Genomic DNA, 19,840 nt, shown 5'->3' with positions numbered 1-19,840 from the left:
GTAAACAATTGACACATGAAAAAAGAGCAAAAGGATTTTTCCTACTACCAATTAAAGCTACAGGAACATATAGAAGCGAGTTTTCCTGAGAAATTAGAGGATACAAAATTTATCGGCCAACGGGCTCGATGGGCGGCCAATGCGTATGAAGGAGCATTCAGGTCTGGCAATGGCGTTCACAAATGTGATGAAATAGCCGACTATATTTTGTATGAAGGTCTACATTTTTCAAAATACGACAGTCTATTTGATGTCCTGACCAATGAGTTTACAGATCTGTTCTTTGACTTTGAATATCGGGACTTTGCATTAAAAATACTTCCTATCTGTGCAGAGGTTTTTGCAAAGTATGATCTAGCCGATGATTTTGCATATTCAAATGATTATGACCTGCTATATACGGAACTGACAGGTTTCATCGCCATATGGATCGAAAAGAATGGCATTCAATAAGAGGCAGCACCTCCAGCAGAATATTGATGCCCTGAAAATTGCTTTTCTGTTGCACAAAGAAAAAAGGGAAGGAAGTTCGGAGGAGCTAAGACAAATGTCGTTGTATGCCGGATTTGGAGGACTGAAATTTATCCTAAATCCAGCAGAGTCTGTTGATGACATTGAGAAGTGGAGTGTGGCTGACCAACCTCTTTTTGAGTTAACGAAGACACTCTACGATCTGATATTGGAGAACAGCGAGAATGACAGAACATATAAGCAATATATAGATGGAATAAAGGCATCAATTCTGGATGCCTTTTATACCCCTGTACCCATTTCAGAAACGATTTCAAAGGTTTTAATTAATAATGATGTAGAGATTCAGACATTATTGGAACCATCAGCGGGTGTAGGTTCATTCATCAAACCATTTTCAAACCTTCCTGATCTTGAAATTACAGTATATGAACAAGATCCACTCACAGGTTTGATCCTAAAATTATTGTACCCACAGTCTAAGGTCAATGTCGAAGGTTTTGAAAATATAGGAATGAAGGAGGATGGTAAGTACGATGTAATTCTTGGCAATATTCCATTTGGAAAAACTTCTGTGTTTGATCTTTCTTATTCAAAAGGAACTGATCTGGCCCGAAAAGCTTCTATTTCAGCGATTCATAATTATTTTTTTTTAAAGTCCACAGATAAGTTACGGGAAGGAGGAATTTTGGCATTCATCACTTCTCAGGGAGTGATGGATAGTCCTTCCAATCAAGCGATCCGGGAAGTGTTGATGAAAGAACATCATTTGGTTTCTGCGGTAAGATTGCCAAATAACCTATTTGATGAGGCAGGCACTTCAGTTGGAACGGACCTCCTTATTTTACAGAAAAGAACTGAAAACAGGGAATTGTCCCAGAGGGCCAGAGATTTCATAAAAAGCGGAATCAAGCCGGGCGGAGAGAACTGCAATCTACTTTTCTATAATCCTAATCACATTGTTTATACCAAAGCTGTTGTCGGTACCGATCAATACGGTAAACCCGGTACAGTATATCTACATGAAGGGGGACTGGCTGGTATCGGTGAAGATCTTGCGAAAAAGCTTGTGGCTGATTTTAAAAATTATTTTAATCCTGATTTGTACAGAAAATTTCAAAGAGCCAAATTATCAGATTTCAGTGTTTCGGAGAAAAAAATAACTTCTACGGTAAGCGATAAATTATCATATAATCTACCTGATACGACCACATCAAATGCAGTTCAGCTCAACCTTTTTACAGAAGATGAGATTGCTAAGTCTACAAAGTCACCAACAAATAGGAAAAAGCGAAGCAATACGCCAAATAAGCCCACGGTAACTGAACAGTTGTCACTGTTCGCGGAGAATTTGGATGAACAGGTGCGGTCACAGAATACTACAGTAAAAATAAAGACTTCCAGCGTAGATAAGAAGCAAGATGGCGGGAACAAACACGTTAAAGCAGTTTCCATGCTTTCCTTATTTCAAGATAATGAGGAACAGCGTAGTTTGGAACCGCAGGTTTTTGATGCTGAAGTTAAAAGCTACTATCGAGAGGATACCCTAGTTAATTATAGGGGACATGTTGGCAGGATCAAACGAAATACACGCGATGGAAATTATAGTTTTAAACCAATAGCGCTTAGCGAGATCCAGCGAAAACGAATTGATGCCTATATAAAAGTAAGGGACTGTTATAATGATCTGTATAATTACGAAACTAAAAATCAGGAAGAGGATAGTACCAATCGGGGACTCCTGAATAAGCTCTATGATGATTTTGTCAGAAGATATGGTCATCTAAATGCTGCCGAAAATATTAAGGTTATAAAAATGGATCCCTCGGGCAATGAAATTCCCTCACTTGAACGGGTTGTCGGAGGTGTAATCCATAAGTCGGATATTTTTGACCATCCGGTTAGTTTTGCAAGAATGAAAATCTCTGAGGCTTCTCCGCAGGAAGCTTTGTCGGCTTCTTTGAACCGCTCCGGTAATGTTGATATGAGGTATATGGAACAGATCAGTGGTCTGTCTTCCGATGCATTAAGAGAAAGCCTACAGGGACGTATTTACTATAATCCGATAAGTGGCGAGCTGGAAGTCTCTCAAAAATTTCTTTCTGGTGATGTCGTTGAAAAAGCAAAACAAGTAAAAGCTTACATTGTCGATAATCCTAATGATCAGGAAGCTCTAGTAAGTCTTGAAGCACTTGAAAAGGTACGGCCTGAGCCTATTAAGTTTGAGGCTCTTGACTTTAATCTGGGAGAACGCTGGATCGGAACCGATATCTATAATCGTTTTGCTACCCATCTTTTTGACACAACGATTAGTATTCATTATTCTGAAAGTAGTGATGACTATTCTGTCAGTGCAAAATCCAGCAATCTGAAGATCACAGAAAAGTATGCGGTGAAATCCGAAAGCCGCAGTTTTGACGGTTTGAATTTATTGCGACATGCACTTGTTAATACTACCCCAGATATTACAAAAACAGAATATTTGGCTGATGGTACGGCTGTGAAGGTGCGGGATATGGAGACTATTCAGGTTGCCAATACGAAGATAGATGAAATCCGTCACGAATTTACAGAATGGCTCTATCAGCAGGACGATGCGTTCAAAAATGAACTGACAGAACGGTATAATGAATTATTTAACTGTTATGTACGACCGCAATACGATGGTAGCCATCAGAGCTTTCCCGGACTGGATCGGAGGGCGGTGAACATTGAGGACCTCTATGGCAGCCAGAAAGATGCTATCTGGATGGTAAAATCCAATGGCGGAGGAATTTGTGATCATGAAGTGGGAGCTGGCAAAACGCTGATTATGTGTGCAGGGGCCCAGGAGATGAAACGATTAGGGCTTGTCCATAAACCGATGATTATTGCATTAAAGGCAAATGTGCATGATATTGCCAAGACCTATCGGGAAGCTTATCCCCATGCAAAAATACTTTATCCCGGAAAAAAGGACTTTACCCCACAAAAGCGGCTTAAGATTTTTGGCGATATCAAGAATAACGATTGGGACTGCATTATTCTCACGCATGATCAATTTGGGATGATCCCCCAGTCGTCAGAACTTCAAAAGGATATTCTACAGGCTGAACTGGATGGCGTGGAGCAAAATCTTTCAGTCTTAAGAAGTCAGGGTAAAGATATTTCGGGTGCTATGCTTAAAGGAGTAGAAATCCGTAAGAAAAACCTGAATGTTAAACTAAAGACCTTAGAACATGATATAGAAAACCGAAAAGATGATGTTGTGGACTTCAAAATGATGGGGATCGATCACCTTTTTGTGGACGAGAGCCATAAATTCAAGAACCTTATGTTCAATACAAGACATGAGCGTGTTGCCGGTCTGGGCAATTCGCAAGGCAGTCAAAAAGCACTTAATCTTCTTTTTGCCATAAGAACAATCCAGGAAAGAAGCGGTAAGGACTTAGGGGCAACTTTTCTTTCGGGAACGACCATTTCCAATTCACTGACCGAGTTATACTGTCTTTTTAAGTATCTACGTCCAAAAGCCTTGGAACGTCAGGGTATTAATTGCTTCGATGCCTGGGCTGCGATATTTGCGCGAAAGTCCATTGATTATGAATTTTCTGTTGCAAATAATATTGTGCAAAAAGAGAGATTCCGTCATTTTATCAAAGTACCCGAGCTGGCACAATTCTATGCAGAGATAACCGATTACCGTACTGCTGAAGACATTGGTATTGACCGGCCTGTAAAAAATGAGATATTGTATAATATCCCACCAACTCCGGATCAGGAGATTTTCATCAAAAAATTGATGGAATTTGCTAAGTCTGGAAATGCAGAATTGCTTGGAAGGCCACCATTAAGTCCGACAGAACAAAAAGCCAAAATGCTGATTGCTACAGATTACGCGAGAAAAATGTCGCTGGATATGAGGTTGATTTCATCTAAATATGCCGATGATGCTGGAAATAAAGCCTCTGTATGTGCCGCAAACATAACTAAATATTACAGAAAGTATAATGCTCAGAAAGGTACGCAGTTCGTTTTCTCAGATTTAGGAACCTACAAGCCTGGTGAATGGAATATCTATTCCGAGATAAAGCGAAAGCTTATGCAGGATCATGATATTCCAGTTGATCAAATTCGGTTTATACAGGAGGCCAAGACGGAGGATCAACGTAATGAATTGATAAAGGCCGCGAATGATGGAAGGGTAAGAGTTCTTTTTGGTTCTACAGATATGCTTGGAACTGGTGTTAATGCACAGAAAAGAGCAGTTGCAGTACATCACTTGGATATTCCATGGCGACCGTCAGATCTTGAACAGCGCAATGGCCGCGCTGTCCGCAAAGGAAATGAAATCGCGAAATTCTTTGCCAATAATACAGTGGATGTCTTTATTTATGCTGTTGAAAAATCGCTGGATGCTTATAAGTTTAATACGCTTGCTAACAAACAGCGATTTGTTGGTCAGTTAAAAAGTAATAGTCTAAGTGTGCGTACTATCGATGAGGGAGCGATGGATGAGGTTTCCGGGATGAACTTTTCGGAGTATGTTGCCTTACTCTCAGGAAATACTGATCTATTGGAAAAGGCAAAAGTAGAAAAGAAGATTGTGGCGATGGAAAATGAAAAAAATGCTTTTTTACGGTCTAAATGGAGTGCAGGCTCCAAACTTGGATTGTTGCAAGAGGAACTGGAAGGGCGAATTTCAAAGTTGGAAAGATTTATAGTTGATAGGGATAATCTTCAAAATCGTATTCTTAAATCTTCTGACGGTACTCTATTAAATCCTATACAATTAAATGGGCTGGCAAAAAATGCAGGAATTACCGAAATTGGTTCATATCTTAATAAAATTGCTTCAAACGCCCGAACAGGCGGTGATTACGAAGAAATTGGTTCTCTCTATGGTTTTCGTATTCTTGTAAAAACGGAGATTCGGGAAAAGGAGAATATAATGGAAAGGGATAACCGTTTTTATATCTGTGGAGAGGGGAATATAAAATACACTCATAACAATGGAATTATTGCTGCAGATCCTGAAAAGGCTAGCTTGAATTTTCTTAATGCCCTAAAAAAAATACCACGTTTAATTGACGAAGAAAAAGTACAGATAGAAGTCATAAAAAAGGACAAAACTATACTGGATGATATTGTAAATGGTGAGTGGAATAAGGAAAAGAATCTAGCTGGTTTAAAGACTGAACTTGCAGCAGTGGAGCGTAACATTCAGATTTCGTTGGATGAAAGCAAAAACAGAATTGTTAATTCAGAAGACGGACAAAACAAAATAGAAAATACTAAAGTAGTCAATAAGCATAAGATCTAATTTTAAAGTTCCTTTAGAAGAAAAATGTGAATTGCTGTACAATTAATGGTTTATCGTGAGATTCCTAAGCCGTTCTTTTTGACTTTATCGGCAGACAGCTTTAGAACCGGTGATTTTCCGTCCAGCGTACCAGGCAACTCTCGATATAGTTTCCCCTTATTTATAGAATAGCACAGAGAACCTTCTGTATTATCTTTCCCAGCCAGTATCTTTAGTTTTTTAATATTATCTATTTCAAAACCGTCTATTTTGTTGGGAATACTATTGATATTTTTAAGCAGTTGCTTATACAGGATATTTAATTCCCGATCATTCTTTGATTGTAGAGCTTTTAAAATATTTTCAATCTGACGGGAATTCGCTGGCAATACGGAAAGGTACGCATTCTTTGGAAAAAGAGAAATAAAATCCTTATGAAGAATTGAAATTTCAGCAGGTTCAAAAATGCAATATTCTACTTTATCCCTGGCGAATCCAGCTATAATATGATCGTAACCACGTTCTTTAAACATATTGAGGTTATCTTGTGAGTTAAAGGCTTCCATAAATTCCATATATTCCCCTAATCCGATATTATCATCTATAAATTCCAATGCTTCATTAGGATCGGTAATATCCTCTTCAAATATAATATTAACAATGTCGGGTGCTTGGTCAGTGCAGCCAAAGACATCATCCAAATTCAGGCATTTTTTTAGGTGAACCTGACACTCAAAAACTTTTTCACCAAAAAGTTGTGCTATACCAATTTCCTCCGTTAAATGAATACCCCGATGACAATTGTCTCTATCTGTATTTTGGCCTAGATATTCTAGTGAAAATTCATTAAAATCGCTGTTGGTTCCGTGATATAAGGTTTTAGTTGTAGATTGTTTAGGTTTGATTGAATCCATATTAAATTTATTTTTTTTAATTTCTATTGGTAAATGGTAGGTTCGTTATGATCAGTGGGAGATAGGAGGGTACATTCTCAGCCTATGCTCTCGGGTTATCCTTCATCGTATTGAAATCATTCCTGTCGGATTAAATGAGCCAGTTCAGGATCATTTTCAATTCTCGTCAATTCGTTCGAAATTATAATCGAAACATCCAATTTTATCTGCCGGTAATTTTCGTTAATTTCCTGTTCCATAATATCTGCCCCAGATTCGGATAGAAAGGATCGTATCTGTGGAATAGGCTTATAATTTTTCGTTTCATTAGCTACCTTTTCTGTATCGACTATGATCTGGGCGTGAAATATCTTTTGTTCTATTTTTTCACCAAAATTGTCCGCTACGGCTCCGACGAACATACCCTGTGATAAGGTTGAAATCTTTGATGCAGGAATCAAACTATCGAGCTGTGTGGAAATCGAAGAACTGGTATCATTTCTGTTTATACTGATGGATTGTCTTTTTTGTACAATTTTCCCGAACCTTTCTGACAATGTTTTTGCAGTGTCGCCAACCACTTGTCCCGCGAAAATATTACCTACTATATTTTGGATTACTTTAGATTCTTTATCGCCATAATCTCTCGTTAACATTGAAAAGTCTTGTAATCCCAAGCATACGGATATTAAATTACTTCTGGCGGAGGCAATCAAGTTATCCAAGCCTCGAAAATAAATTTGGGGTAGCTCATCGATAATCAGGGAGCACTTTAGCTGCTTTTTTTTATTGATTAGACGAACAATTCTTGAATTATAAAGTCCTAGCGCAGCGGAATATATATTTTGCCTGTCCGGGTTACTACCAACACATAAGATCTTGGGTTCATTTGGATTATTTATGTCAAGTGAAAAATCATCTCCGGTCATTACCCAATATAATTTTGGAGATATAATTCTTGATAATGGTATTTTTGCGGATGCGATCTGACCCTGTAGCTGGTCTTGCGCTCCACCTTCCCACGCATCCAAAAAAGGGCTTAAGTAGTTCTCAAGTTCTGGATAGCTTGTCAGAATCGTAAATAGATCGGAGTATTTCTTATTCAGAAGTTCAATGGCATGGGGAAACGTACAATAGATACCGTTTTGATATATCTTGAGGAACCAAATAATGGAGGCGAGAAGAATGATGGGTGATTCTACAAAAAAATCTCCCTGTTTCTGAATCCATGTCCTGTTTAAATTTAACATTATCGTATACGCAGATTCGTACGCATCGGAAATATCACTCAAAAATGAGGGGCTTAAAGGATTACATCGATGACTGCGACGTGGATCATCAAAGTTTAAGACGTAAAACTGTGGTTTGACGTTATACTTATCATAATGTTTTAACAAATGGTTATATACGATTAATGAAAGATCGTCGAATTTGAAATCGAATACATACATAGAGAATCCTTTCTCAATGTGCTGCTTGATATAATTGTTTATAATAGCATAACTTTTTCCTGATCCTGGAGTACCGGCGACTATTGCAGCACGGAAAGGATTAACAACATTTATCCATCCATCGTTCCATTTTCCTTGATAATAGAATTTTGTAGGTAGATTAACGGAGTATTCATTTTCGATAAGGCGGGTTTCCTGCATGAAACTTTCATTTTCGTTGTTAAAAGGGTCGTCCATTAACCTGTTTTTTAGGAGTCTGCTCATCCATAAGCCAGCTACCATCAGCAGGACAAATCCCGCTGAAGTGGTAAGCATATACAGAGGATTGGAAATTTTAAGGAGTGGAAAATTTAAAAGAAAAAGAACTGAACCGGATATCAGGCATATGTAAATGTTTTTCCATTTAATTTTTTCATTTTTTACACCTTTGGTCCCAAGGCAGCTGAGCGCCAATAAGATCAATGCAAATACTTTGCTATATTGCGAATTGTCGAACAGGCCGGCTGTCCTTTGAAAGTTCTTTAATATCCTTTCCAGAACCTCAAGTGTCCATCCCTGATCGTAGAAAAAAGAATAACAGAACCAGTAGAAATTCATAAGTACCAATAGGATACTAACCGCACGCATAAAGGCCATAATTTTGGCTAATCCTCGCAAATCGTCTTCTTGCATAAGTGAAAATTTTCACCATAGATATTATCTCTGCGGATGAAAATTTGGGAAGTTGTTCCAAGCGGTATAAGTTGTCCTGTAATGTCTTATATCAAGGATAAAAACAAGTTTTTAGAGACACGAAAAATTGGTTTGAATGTGGGTTTTTAAAATTGGAATATTTTCAGAGAATTTCTATTTTGAGACAAAATTCATATTATTAAAAAGAATTTCGAAAGTAAATATATTATCATGCTGGATACAATCGGACAATATGAAGAACATTTTAATAAGCAGACTTTTAGGATTACATTTAAAAACCGTGATTTCCAGATTGTTTTATTGAAAAAAGATTTAACGAAGGACCAAGAAGAATTTTCTGTTTTATTAGATGGGCTGGTTCAGACTCTTATTAAGCGAGATGGAAAATGGCATTTTGCACATGGCGAAGATAAGGATCTGGCAGAAGACATCTGGCGCCAAATAGCTCTTCGTTATAGGTTATGATATCCAAGTTAGCCTAATCGTCTACATTTTTGGGAATTCAGTCAATAAAAATTATAGGTCATTTATGAAAGTAGATTTGAGGATACCTAAAAAGTTTGTTATATACCAAAAATGGTCGGTCTTTTCAAATTTTGATAATGAGGTGGATTATAATGTGGCATCGTGGATACAGGGAAAGAATTACTGTGCTGAATTTACGGCCAGTAATTTTCACGGGCTTGTATGGTGGAATGATGAACTGGGATATTGGTGCGATGAAATATGGCAGGATCGCGTCCATAAAAGTTCATATATGGCAGAGAGATTATAAGACCGTATTCAGGAAATGTGGGCCACTTACGGTTTTTTGTAGGCTGTACCATCTTTCTGACGCTTTTGCTGGCGATTATCAGGTGGGGCGTTTTTTTCGTTTTTTCTTCATCTGATATTCAAATGCTTGCTCTTCGGAATCTTCGGCAAATGTGCCAGTGAGTAGTGATTCGAGGAACCCAAAACCATCAATGTTAGAAAGATTTACCATAAAATCAAAAAACGGATGTAAGTTATCTGATGTGGCCGTATTATTAGTTGAATTTGTCTGATTAATAATAATTGGCTGTACTATTTTATTTTGGTTCAGTTTTAAGTCGTGACTAGAAAATAGTTCTTGAAAGGCATTCGCTGAGAATTGCTTTCCTAGTTGGGAACCGTTAAACACATTCCTTGTATTATGGTCTATGAAGGTAATGCCGTAAATTCGGTCTTGCTCATTTCTCCTGATAACAGTGTTAATTCCATGTTGGATCAAATATTCCTTAAAGGTCTTTTCGTTTGAATTTAGCTGCATTGCTTGCACTATAATTTGCGTAAGCGAAGATTTTGCTGATGCGCTCTTTTCCTTGCTTTTATCAAAATGCGCTCTGAGTTCTTTTAGGCCAGACTGTTTACCAAACAATGAAGATTTAAAGGGATTGCTTACTTTATTCCCATTTTCATCTGTAGCGAAATACACCAATCCCTCTTTGATTTCCCCTCGGTGTTCCTTTTTGATGTACTCAGACGTTATATTAAAAAGTGACAACAATGCATTATAACTTCCTAAGGTCTGGAAATGGTAGTACTTGGGAAGATAACGAACAATAGATGCGATCTGAGCTTTAATGCTTCCTGTCATGTAATGAACTGGATTTAATGGGATGCTGGGATCGCCAAACTGCTTTTCTGTTGCAGGAGATAGGTTAAACTTTGTTTCGAGTTCTCTACAGATATCCATTGATTTTTTCTTTTCAAATGAATCCGGAATTTTAATACCCTTACAATCAACTGTTGTTGATACAATGTGTATATGCGTACGTTCGATGTCAGTATGCTTGAAGACGACATAAGGTTGTTCGCCATAGCCCAATTTCTGCATGTATTCCTCAGCAATCTTTATATAGTCCTCATCAGAAATACTATCGTTTGGATCTGGATTAAGTGAAATATGAAGTGCCGTTTTCTCGGTGTTTTTATTTGCCAGTAAATAAGGGGCAAAAGAAGTTAAGAGTTGCATTGCCGTATAATTTCCGTCAGCAGTTTCCTTCATATGATGAAGGTGCAAAATCTCGCCATTATTATTGAGTACTTTGCCTTGGTTGTACAGTAAAGCGCCATAGATATTAGTTCCTCTTCCTATTTTTGCGACCATTAATTTTCTTTTTTTAGCAGGTACTCTGTTTCAAACTGTTTGGTGAGAATCAGTATTTCCTTACATAAGTTGGCTAATTCAAGGGTGTACTTTTCCAATTTACCAACATATAGTATCGTTTTTTTATCACTGAAGTTCGTATGTATCACCTTCACTACCTGATTGTAATTTACACCAATGGCTCTGAATTGTGCGAAGAAATGCGATAATTTGGTTGTGTATTCATTTGCGCCAGCATCTATTTTAATTGATTTTATGCGTCTCTCAAATAATAGTGATACAATAAACTTTGCTTTTGTATCCAATCCGCTCTGCTCAAAAAGTGATAGAAACCTTGTGTTTTCTGTTTCTGTTAATCTGAAAACATAGCGGTGTACCGCCCTGTTTAATTTTGGATTTCTCCCGCCTTTGTGTTGTGCATTCATATCTTTTTGACAAAACTTATCTGTTTTGAAAGCAACAAACCACGTTTTTGCTTATTCTTTCCTAAGTCGGCGTTTGATAGCCGAAAAGAATACAATAATTAATAAAATATTCAAATAGTACATCCGACTTCGGAGGATGTACTGAGCTCTCGGCAGGAGCAAGTCGTTTTGGGGCACAAAACGAGTTTTGAGGCACTCAAAACACAACTTGCTCTGTTCACGGGAACAGAAATAAAAAAAATACTACAGTAGAAGTTAATCCTAAAAGGATTAAGTCAATTTCGGAAAAGATAGGTTAGTATGTCCCTGATAGCATTAATGCCTATTAAAACTGTTTTCCTTTACAACAAATGGGGAAGATTGGTAAACCTGCATTTTGGTCAGGAATGTAATATGTCAATAAGTAGGTAATAAAAGTATTAGGTTTTAAAAACATAAAAACATAAAAGTGTAAAAGCGTAAAAGCGGTAAAGTTGGCAAAATGTCTTTTGTATCTACCTGTGAATGATTTTACATTTTCATTTATGGTCATATTTCCACCTTGGTAATCATATAAAAAGTAATATAACAACTTGTATACAAGGTATTACACACTGCAATTGTCGAAGTAAAGAGATAAAATATGTTTCTGCATTCCCGCTTTTGGGGTTAAATGGTAAAATGATTAATAATATATAAGCAATGGAAAAAAAGAAGAAAACTTTAAAGGTCAGCATTTATACTCAAAAAGGAGGAGTGGGGAAGTCCACAATCACAACTTTGCTGGCAAGTGTGCTGCATTATCGATTAGGTTTTAATGTTTTGGTTATGGACTGTGACTTCCCACAGCATAGTCTGAGTAATATGCGAGAAAGAGATAGAGTAAGTATCATGAATAGTGAATATCACAAGAAGGCAGCTATGAAGCAATTCCAGACCATTAATAAGAAAGCTTACCCGATTATTAAGAGTAAGGCGGATATAGCTCTGGAAACAGCTTTAGAGAATATAAGTCAGCTTTCTGTTGAGCCAGATATTATATTCTTTGATTTACCGGGTACAGCCAATACAAAAGGCGTGTTAACCGCGTTAAAGTCGATGGATTTTATTTTTTCTCCGATCACTGCTGATCGTCTTGTCGTGGAGAGTACACTTGCATTCAGTAAGGCCTTTCTTCAACTTCCTCCCTCAGATGATGAGAACGAAAGGCTAGCCCTCTGGCTGTTTTGGAACCAAGTTGATGGACGTGAAAAGACAGGTCTCTACAATGCATACCAAGAGGTGATCGAGGAGCTTGGTCTACTTATGATGAAAACAGGTATTCGGGATAGTAAGCGGTTTAGAAAAGAGACGGATGATACGATTAATTACGTTTTTCGATCCAGTCTGCTACCAGCTGAATTGCAGCTATTGAAGGTTACCCGCTTTGACCTATTTATAACGGAGTTTCTAAAGATCATTCACCTATAAATTTTAAAGAAATGGCAAGAGGAAAGGAACGAAAAGATTTTGACAGACCTGTCGTCGATGAAGATTATCTCATGCAGATTATGAGTGGGGATGAGCCGACTCTAGATAAGATTATCGATAAACAGGATGAACCAAAAGAGAGTAAACCCCGCGAACGGGCAAAATCATCATTAGCTAAGAAAGTTGATTATGAAGAAACGTTTCTGGTCAACCGTTTTCCTTCGGGAAGAAGTGGTAAGGTTGTATACATTCGATCGGAATTCCATGAACGTTTGCTTCGGATCGTACAATTGACAAGGGAAGATAAAGTAACGCTGTACTCTTACATAGACAATATTTTGGAATATCATTTCAGGGAATTTGGGGGTGACATCACTGATTACTTTAATGACCGCTTTAAACCGATAATATAATTGACAATGAAAAAGACACAAAACAAAGTTGAAGTTACTATTAAGGTAAATCAAGAAACAGGAATTGCTAAGGGAACATATGAAAAGTTGTTCCTAGACAAAAAAAATATGGAAAAAAGAGGTGAAAAAAGTATCTATTTGCGGGAAGAGTACCACCAACGTTTATCCCGGATTGCCCAAATCATTGGCGGAGATAAGATCCCTCTCTATGCCTACCTCGACAATATACTTTCACATCATTTTGACCTATTTGAGTCGATGATAATTGAGGAATTTGAAGCTAACTGTAAACCTCTTTTTTGATGTGTTATGGAAGGTTTAATACAAATTGTGATCCTGGTCTGCCTTTTTACAATTATCGTTTTGCTTGCTATTGATAAGGTTAAAATAGTTAAGTCCGTGAAAACACCGGAACCGAAGGCGGTTTCTTCCCAATTACCTGATGTTATGGGCAAAACCCATAAGGACACAGATCATAGGTTAAGTGAAGACAGAATTAGCGGTAGGCCATTGATAAAACCTAAAACTGATGAATTGGATCAACCTAACAAAGTTTTGGAAAATCAATTAAATCCACAACTGGAGGGCGAAGTACCTATTGATCCGATCGAAGATGAAGAATGGTTGGAGGATGAATTTCCACCTTATGATGAAAGATTCAGTCAGGGTGTTTCCCTTGAAGAGTTGTTGACGGTAGGAAAACTTCTCCAGCAAAATGATCTCGAATCGGAGCAGCAAAATAAGGTAATTGATGTTATGCAAAAAATACAGGGGACGGATTTATACAATGTTTTAGAGAATACAATTGAAGGTGCTTCCCAAAGGGTAGCAATTTTACTTGATAAAACTTTAGATAGCAAGAACTTGAACGTTGTGGCACCATCTGAAGGCCAGTTGGACGATTTTGATATTGGTAATTTTTTATGATAGGATCAATTTCGATTGCAAGGTAGAGCTTGACGAAAACAATGCATCAATGGGACACTATAGGAATAATTAGTACTTAATTATCTCATTCTGTGCATCCTTTTCCTGTTTTCGCAGATTTTAGCAGTCTTGGAATTAAGAAAAACTAAAATCAAAATGTTATGGAAACAAACCTGCCTATTTACAAATGGGAAAATTTCGAATTTCTTGTTGATGTTGAAAATAATTCTGTGCGAGAAACGTCAAATCCCAGAAATACTTATTCTATGTTTCAAATGAACGATCTAGGGAAAGAAGGTTATTCGTTTGAGCACTACGATGAATCTACCGGTAAATCCTTTATGGTCGATCTGCCTCCACTGGTAACCTTGGATCCGAATGGTATGGCATTAAAATACAATAAGTCAGTGGAAGAAATTCAGGGGTCAAGTGATTTTGAGGTTATGGTTGATCAGGACTTGCTTAAAAAGCGAATTTCTTCCGGCCAACTTCCAACTATTACAATTGCCGATAGTATTTTCTATGCAGATGCCCGAATAGATTTATTAAGGCCCAAAGATGATTTTTCAACAATAGGAATCCGTTTTGACGACCTTGACGATTATTATGTTGTGGAAACCAACACTTATGCATTTCCCTACAATCCACGCACGCATGAAATTGGAAAGCTGGACTATGAGAATATCACTGAATATCCAAAGGATCTGTTATTCGTTGAAATTCCAGATGTGAAGGTACTCGATCCTGTCGGCTGGAACAGGCGAAACGGATGGCCTGAAACAGATGATCTAAAGTGGGTTGGATTGAAGCTTGAATTTGAGGCTAAGATCGTTCCCTGGAAACAAACAGGGATAGATGATCTTATTACTGAAAATAGATTAAAGAAACCTATTCAGAAAGCCGTCAAAGCACAGGAAAATTCTTTCAAAAACAAAAGAGGACCAAAGCTATAAATATATAAATGGCTAATAGTAAGGAGCCGCCAAAGTTGAGTACTTTGGCGGTTTTTTTTGTATCAAGAATATGTTCAATTAGGAAACCTTAGGCCAATTTAGTCCGCTCTATACCACACTCCCCAATTTCATTTCATTCCCGTGACACCTTTGTTTCCAAGCCCGCACAGGCGGGGATTACGAACTAAAAATGTAATGAAACATGAAAAATCGAAGACTAAAAATTCTGTTAGTATTTGCCATTTGCTTTTCCTTCCAAAATGTGCTCCTCGCCCAAGGAAATGGTGTAGCAGGTATATCAGAAGCAACCCAAATGGTAACCAGCTATTTTGATCCTGCAACCAAGCTGATCTATGCGATCGGTGCTGTCGTCGGACTGATTGGAGGGGTGAAAGTGTATAATAAATTTTCATCTGGAGACCCTGACACGAGTAAAACGGCGGCGAGCTGGTTTGGGGCATGTATTTTCCTGATTGTGGCTGCAACAATATTGCGTTCATTCTTTCTATAAAATTGCTATGAAGTATCATATTAATAAAGGAATAGGGAGGACGGTTGAATTCAAAGGTTTGAAAGCTCAATACCTTTTTGTTTTTGCCGGTGGGCTGCTTACTGCTCTCATCCTTGTGATGATCATGTATATGGTTGGAATCCACATGTACCTGTGTCTTAGTTTCTGTCTCAGTACTGCTTCACTTATTATCTGGAAAACTTTCGCGCTTAATGCAAAATATGGCGAGCATGGCCTGATGAAGCTTGGCGCAAAAAATAAGCACCCAAAGTATATCATCAGCAGAAAGATTATTACCAAGTATCTAGTATGTAAGTCACCTAATGGAAAATAACATGGATATGGCGAATGAAGAAAGATTGTTACCGATGATCAGTTTAGTTCCAGGGTCGGACTTTTATGTGGATGCATTGAACTATCGGTTGATTGATACGCAGGATAGAAACAACATAATCAGTGGACGAAATATTAATCACTGTGGTCGTGAGCTTCACTTTCATTTTGATGAAGAGACCAGAAATGTCGGAGAGCTTTCGTGCGGTAACAAGGATCAGTATAAGGAAATTCATTTGCAGCAACTTGAAATTTACGACCGCGAGGGATCGAGGTTACTATGGGAATATGTAGGACAGATGCATCCACGTGTCAAAGCAATCGAAGTTGAAATAGCAGAAATAAAGTTTCTCTATGAGTTTCAGAACATTTGCTTTCGCGAAAAGGAAAACCCCTTCAACTTGTTGACTCGCCAGGATCTTCACTTGGATATTAACAATGACCAGCTAGGATTCTACATTGACAGAAAACTTCGATGCCCACCACTGTGTAAGGATCTTCGGGATCATAAAAACGGTCAACAGAATCCTGATTTAATCTTTGTAGACACGGTAAAGATTGGCAGGTCAATCGAGTTGGTCCGAAATGAAAAATGGGTTGCCAGTCAGCGGCTTCGAGCCCAATCAAGAAAACTGCGCAACCGTAGATAATAAAAAAACAAAAATCTTTACAATGAAAAATATTAGCAAGGCTACCACCTTGGAAAGTAGATTTCCATTGCTGGCCGTAGAAAATAACTGCATCATCTCAAAGGAAGGGGATATCACGTTATGTTTTCAAATTATTCTTCCTGAGCTTTTCACCGTAGGAGCTGATGTTTATGAGTCTATTCATTCTACGTGGAGCAAGGCTGTTAAAACACTTCCTGATTTTACCATTGTACATAAGCAGGATTGGTACTTAAAAGAAGAATATAGACCCGACTTAGAAAATGCTGAACATAGTTTTTTATCGCGTTCCTTTCAAATGCATTTTAATGAACGCCCCTTTTTAAATCACTACTGCTATGTTTTTATAACTAAAACTACTAAAGATAGGATGCGTATGCAAAGCAACTTTAGTAGTCTTTGTAAGGGAAACTTAATCTCAAAGGAGGTCAGAGATAGGGAAGGTATGCGACGATTTGTAGAGAACGTTGCGCAATTCCAGCGTATCATCAATGACAGCGGATACATCAAAATGAATCAGCTCGAAGAGTCTGACATTATCGGAACTAAGGATGGAAGTGGAATACTGGATCAGTATTTCACACTGTCACGCGAAAAAGATGTGCCCTTAGAAGACCTGGCACTAGGTGCTGAGGAACTACGAATAGGAAGCAACCGAATGGTTTTGCATACGCTTTCAGATACCGATGATCTACCTGGTGTCGTTTCTGAATCGCAACGGTATGACAGATTATCGACCGACAGAAGTGACTGTATGTTATCGTTTGCCTCCCCCGTTGGGCTAATGTTGAGCTGTAATCACATTTATAATCAATACCTCTTCATTGACAATAGTTCCGATAATTTACGAAAGTTTGAAAAATCTGCCCGTAATATGCATTCACTTGCAAGGTATAGCCGTGCCAATCAGATAAATAGAGAATGGATCGAAAGGTATTTGAATGAGGCACATTCTCATGGGTCTCCTTCTATTCGGGCGCATTTCAATGTATTTGCGTGGTCTGAAGATCGAGAAGAATTACGACAAATAAAGAACGATGTAGGAAGTGCCTTGGCATTGATGGAATGTAAACCACGTCATAACACAGTTGACGCTGCCACATTATTTTGGGCGGGGATACCCGGCAACTCAGGTGACTTCCCTTCTGAAGAATCCTTTTACACCTTCATTGAACCAGCTCTTTGCTTTTTTACGGAGGAAACGAACTATAAGGATTCATTGTCGCCATTTGGGATCAAACTCGCAGATAGGCTGACGGGTAAGCCAATCCATTTGGATATTTCGGACTTGCCTATGAAAAAAGGCATTATTAGCAATAGAAACCGTTTCATTCTGGGGCCATCTGGGGGTTGGCGGGCTACCCTTAATTGAGTAGCCCGCCAACCCTTCAAAAAAATGGAAGTGGAAAATCATTCTTCACCAACCATATGGTGAGGCAGTATTATGAGCAGGGGACGCATGTGCTTTTAGTGGACACTGGAAATTCTTATCAAGGTTTATGCGAGCTTATCAAGGGAAAGACGAAAGGCGGTGATGGTGTTTATTTTACTTACACCGAAGATAATCCGATTTCGTTCAACCCTTTCTTCACGGACGATAATGTGTTTGATATCGAAAAAAGAGAGAGCATCAAGACGCTTATCCTTACCCTTTGGAAACGTGATGATGAAGCTCCGAGGCGTAGTGAAGAGGTGGCTTTGTCAAATGCGGTTGCGGGTTATATCGAGCAAATAAAATCATCAACTGTTCAACCAAGTTTTAATGGCTTTTATGAATATGTGAAAGGAGACTATAAAAGGGTACTTCAGGAAAAGGAAGTCCGCGAAAAAGATTTCGACCTTGCAAATTTTCTAAATGTGCTGGAACCTTATTACAAAGGTGGAGAATATGACTATTTGCTGAACTCAGAAAAAGAGCTCGATTTGCTTAATAAGAGATTTATTGTCTTTGAAATTGATGCTATAAAAGATCATAAAATCCTATTTCCTGTTGTGACAATAATCATAATGGAAACCTTTATTAATAAGATGCGCAGGTTAAAAGGTGTTCGTAAAATGATACTAATTGAAGAAGCCTGGAAGGCCATTGCGAAGGAAGGAATGGCGGAATATTTAAAGTATCTCTTTAAAACGGTTAGGAAGTTTTTTGGCGAAGCGGTAGTGGTAACCCAAGAGGTGGACGACATTATTCATTCACCGATTGTACGTGAAAGTATTATTAATAATTCAGACTGCAAAATACTGCTCGACCAACGAAAGTACGCTAATAAGTTTGATGACATTCAAAAAATGCTGGGTCTGACTGAACGCGAAAAATCTCAGATTTTAAGTATTAACCAGGACAATGACCCCACACGCCTCTACAAAGAAGTTTGGATTGGTTTAGGTGGAACGCACTCCGCAGTGTATGCCACAGAAGTTAGCCATCACGAGTATTTGGCGTATACAACGGAAGAATCTGAAAAATTAGAAGTGATGAATCTTGCGCAGGAAATGGGTGGCGATGTTGAGGGAGCCATCAAGAAAATATCCCTGCGAAAAATCAAGGGACTGTCGAAAGATGACAATTAACTATTTAATAACAATCCTAAAAATTTAGAAAATGAAAAATTTTATTATCACTGTAGTAATGGTGTTAACTGTAGCCATTACCCAAAAAGTTCAAGCACAGTGGGTTGTAACCGACCCGACAAATCTGGCTTCGGGAATTTTAAATTCCGCCAATGAAATTGTACAGACCTCCAGCACGGTATCAAATGTTGTGAAAAATTTTAACGAAGTCAAGAAAGTTTACGAGCAGGGAAAGGAATACTATGATAAGCTAAAGGCCGTAAACAATTTAGTCAAAGATGCCAGGAAAGTTCAGCAGACGGTATTGCTGGTCGGAGATGTCAGTTCAATGTATGTAAACAATTTTGGCAAAATGTTGAATGACAAGAATTTTTCTCCGAATGAACTTATGGCTATCGGTAACGGCTATTCTGCACTATTAAATGAGAGTACTGAGCTGCTTAAGGATCTCAAGCAGATCGTCACTTCAAGCAGTCTTTCATTGAATGATAAGGAACGAATGGAAATTATCGACCGCGTATATAAGGAGGTCAAAGAATACCACAGCCTTGTTCGATACTATACGAGTAAAAACATTTCTGTCAGTATTCTTCGCGCAAAGAAGCAAAACAATACCAAAAGGGTAATGGAATTATATGGAACAGATGGACAAAAGTATTGGTAAATCAAA

The 19,840-nt window shown here is 38.1% G+C and carries 17 protein-coding genes and 1 pseudogene; 14 read left to right on the top strand and 4 right to left on the bottom strand.

Features of this window, described 5'->3' with window-relative positions; all coding sequences use genetic code 11:
• The first annotated feature begins 15 nt into the window (after positions 1 to 15).
• Complete coding sequence (locus EG359_RS06065; RefSeq protein ID WP_076350980.1) at positions 16 to 453, top strand: DUF1896 domain-containing protein; 438 nt, start codon at positions 16 to 18, stop codon at positions 451 to 453.
• Positions 440 to 5,773 carry an N-6 DNA methylase gene (locus tag EG359_RS06060; protein ID WP_076350982.1) on the top strand — a complete coding sequence of 1,778 codons (5,334 nt, stop codon included), beginning with the start codon at positions 440 to 442 and terminating at the stop codon, positions 5,771 to 5,773. Before EG359_RS06065 ends, EG359_RS06060 begins: the two co-directional genes overlap by 14 nt.
• A gap of 50 nt (positions 5,774 to 5,823) precedes the next feature.
• On the opposite strand, the gene EG359_RS06055 is transcribed toward EG359_RS06060, so the two are convergent.
• Together EG359_RS06055 and mobC are read right to left on the bottom strand one after the other, a co-directional pair.
• Complete coding sequence (locus EG359_RS06055; RefSeq protein WP_076350984.1) at positions 5,824 to 6,666, bottom strand: ADP-ribosyltransferase-containing protein; 843 nt, start codon at positions 6,664 to 6,666, stop codon at positions 5,824 to 5,826.
• Positions 6,667 to 6,782: 116 nt separating this feature from the next.
• Positions 6,783 to 8,768 (bottom strand): conjugal transfer protein MobC, encoded by a 1,986-nt coding sequence (gene mobC, locus EG359_RS06050; RefSeq protein ID WP_076350986.1) that lies wholly within the window; start codon positions 8,766 to 8,768, stop codon positions 6,783 to 6,785.
• Positions 8,769 to 8,999: 231 nt separating this feature from the next.
• On the opposite strand from mobC, the gene EG359_RS06045 reads away from it, so the two are divergent.
• Positions 9,000 to 9,254 (top strand): hypothetical protein, encoded by a 255-nt coding sequence (locus EG359_RS06045; RefSeq protein ID WP_076350988.1) that lies wholly within the window; start codon positions 9,000 to 9,002, stop codon positions 9,252 to 9,254.
• A gap of 64 nt (positions 9,255 to 9,318) precedes the next feature.
• The gene (locus EG359_RS06040; protein WP_076350990.1) at positions 9,319 to 9,564 is read left to right on the top strand and encodes a hypothetical protein; all 246 of its coding nucleotides are present in this window, start codon (positions 9,319 to 9,321) and stop codon (positions 9,562 to 9,564) included.
• 78 nt (positions 9,565 to 9,642) lie between these two features.
• Here the strand turns inward: EG359_RS06040 and mobB are convergent, their stop codons facing one another.
• Together mobB and mobA are read right to left on the bottom strand one after the other, a co-directional pair.
• Positions 9,643 to 10,920 (bottom strand): conjugal transfer protein MobB, encoded by a 1,278-nt coding sequence (mobB, locus tag EG359_RS06035; RefSeq protein ID WP_076350992.1) that lies wholly within the window; start codon positions 10,918 to 10,920, stop codon positions 9,643 to 9,645.
• Positions 10,920 to 11,345, bottom strand: a complete 426-nt coding sequence (mobA, locus tag EG359_RS06030; protein ID WP_076350994.1) for a conjugal transfer protein MobA — start codon at positions 11,343 to 11,345, stop codon at positions 10,920 to 10,922. Before mobA ends, mobB begins: the two co-directional genes overlap by 1 nt.
• A 681-nt stretch (positions 11,346 to 12,026) precedes the next feature.
• Between mobA and EG359_RS06025 the strand changes: the two genes are divergently transcribed.
• The 10 genes and pseudogenes from EG359_RS06025 to EG359_RS05980 all read left to right on the top strand — a co-directional run bounded on the left by EG359_RS06025 (position 12,027) and on the right by EG359_RS05980 (position 19,834).
• Positions 12,027 to 12,794, top strand: a complete 768-nt coding sequence (locus tag EG359_RS06025) for a ParA family protein (RefSeq protein ID WP_076350998.1) — start codon at positions 12,027 to 12,029, stop codon at positions 12,792 to 12,794.
• 11 nt (positions 12,795 to 12,805) lie between these two features.
• A complete protein-coding gene (locus EG359_RS06020; protein ID WP_076351000.1) occupies positions 12,806 to 13,207 on the top strand; it encodes a DUF3408 domain-containing protein in 402 nt (133 codons plus the stop codon).
• Positions 13,208 to 13,213: 6 nt separating this feature from the next.
• A complete protein-coding gene (locus tag EG359_RS06015; protein WP_076351002.1) occupies positions 13,214 to 13,510 on the top strand; it encodes a DUF3408 domain-containing protein in 297 nt (98 codons plus the stop codon).
• Between the two features lie 96 nt (positions 13,511 to 13,606).
• Positions 13,607 to 14,134, top strand: a complete 528-nt coding sequence (locus EG359_RS06010) for a hypothetical protein (protein ID WP_123867285.1) — start codon at positions 13,607 to 13,609, stop codon at positions 14,132 to 14,134.
• Between the two features lie 161 nt (positions 14,135 to 14,295).
• Complete coding sequence (locus tag EG359_RS06005; protein WP_076351004.1) at positions 14,296 to 15,087, top strand: hypothetical protein; 792 nt, start codon at positions 14,296 to 14,298, stop codon at positions 15,085 to 15,087.
• Positions 15,088 to 15,289: 202 nt separating this feature from the next.
• A complete protein-coding gene (locus EG359_RS06000) occupies positions 15,290 to 15,598 on the top strand; it encodes a DUF4134 domain-containing protein (RefSeq protein ID WP_076351006.1) in 309 nt (102 codons plus the stop codon).
• Positions 15,599 to 15,605: 7 nt separating this feature from the next.
• Positions 15,606 to 15,932, top strand: coding sequence for a DUF4133 domain-containing protein (locus EG359_RS05995; RefSeq protein WP_076351008.1), 327 nt, complete (start codon positions 15,606 to 15,608; stop codon positions 15,930 to 15,932).
• Positions 15,933 to 15,939: 7 nt separating this feature from the next.
• Complete coding sequence (locus tag EG359_RS05990; RefSeq protein ID WP_123867284.1) at positions 15,940 to 16,581, top strand: hypothetical protein; 642 nt, start codon at positions 15,940 to 15,942, stop codon at positions 16,579 to 16,581.
• 22 nt (positions 16,582 to 16,603) lie between these two features.
• Positions 16,604 to 19,170: pseudogene (locus EG359_RS05985) on the top strand (TraG family conjugative transposon ATPase).
• A gap of 58 nt (positions 19,171 to 19,228) precedes the next feature.
• Positions 19,229 to 19,834, top strand: coding sequence for a DUF4141 domain-containing protein (locus EG359_RS05980; protein ID WP_394343641.1), 606 nt, complete (start codon positions 19,229 to 19,231; stop codon positions 19,832 to 19,834).
• Positions 19,835 to 19,840 lie beyond the last annotated feature (6 nt).

It is taken from the genome of Chryseobacterium joostei (assembly GCF_003815775.1).
GTDB lineage: Bacteria > Bacteroidota > Bacteroidia > Flavobacteriales > Weeksellaceae > Chryseobacterium > Chryseobacterium joostei.
The sequence above is the reverse complement of the archived record's forward strand: the minus strand, read 5'-3'. Positions and strand labels throughout refer to the sequence as shown.

What these genes read in the sequence shown, in the direction of transcription:
- EG359_RS06065 (WP_076350980.1), top strand. Translation starts at nt 16, where the DNA reads ATGAAAAAAGAGCAAAAGGATTTTTCCTACTACCAATTAAAGCTACAG.
- EG359_RS06060 (WP_076350982.1), top strand. Translation starts at nt 440, where the DNA reads ATGGCATTCAATAAGAGGCAGCACCTCCAGCAGAATATTGATGCCCTG.
- EG359_RS06055 (WP_076350984.1), bottom strand. Translation starts at nt 6,666, where the DNA reads ATGGATTCAATCAAACCTAAACAATCTACAACTAAAACCTTATATCAC.
- mobC (WP_076350986.1), bottom strand. Translation starts at nt 8,768, where the DNA reads ATGCAAGAAGACGATTTGCGAGGATTAGCCAAAATTATGGCCTTTATG.
- EG359_RS06045 (WP_076350988.1), top strand. Translation starts at nt 9,000, where the DNA reads ATGCTGGATACAATCGGACAATATGAAGAACATTTTAATAAGCAGACT.
- EG359_RS06040 (WP_076350990.1), top strand. Translation starts at nt 9,319, where the DNA reads ATGAAAGTAGATTTGAGGATACCTAAAAAGTTTGTTATATACCAAAAA.
- mobB (WP_076350992.1), bottom strand. Translation starts at nt 10,920, where the DNA reads ATGGTCGCAAAAATAGGAAGAGGAACTAATATCTATGGCGCTTTACTG.
- mobA (WP_076350994.1), bottom strand. Translation starts at nt 11,345, where the DNA reads ATGAATGCACAACACAAAGGCGGGAGAAATCCAAAATTAAACAGGGCG.
- EG359_RS06025 (WP_076350998.1), top strand. Translation starts at nt 12,027, where the DNA reads ATGGAAAAAAAGAAGAAAACTTTAAAGGTCAGCATTTATACTCAAAAA.
- EG359_RS06020 (WP_076351000.1), top strand. Translation starts at nt 12,806, where the DNA reads ATGGCAAGAGGAAAGGAACGAAAAGATTTTGACAGACCTGTCGTCGAT.
- EG359_RS06015 (WP_076351002.1), top strand. Translation starts at nt 13,214, where the DNA reads ATGAAAAAGACACAAAACAAAGTTGAAGTTACTATTAAGGTAAATCAA.
- EG359_RS06005 (WP_076351004.1), top strand. Translation starts at nt 14,296, where the DNA reads ATGGAAACAAACCTGCCTATTTACAAATGGGAAAATTTCGAATTTCTT.
- EG359_RS06000 (WP_076351006.1), top strand. Translation starts at nt 15,290, where the DNA reads ATGAAAAATCGAAGACTAAAAATTCTGTTAGTATTTGCCATTTGCTTT.
- EG359_RS05995 (WP_076351008.1), top strand. Translation starts at nt 15,606, where the DNA reads ATGAAGTATCATATTAATAAAGGAATAGGGAGGACGGTTGAATTCAAA.
- EG359_RS05990 (WP_123867284.1), top strand. Translation starts at nt 15,940, where the DNA reads ATGGCGAATGAAGAAAGATTGTTACCGATGATCAGTTTAGTTCCAGGG.
- EG359_RS05980 (WP_394343641.1), top strand. Translation starts at nt 19,229, where the DNA reads ATGGTGTTAACTGTAGCCATTACCCAAAAAGTTCAAGCACAGTGGGTT.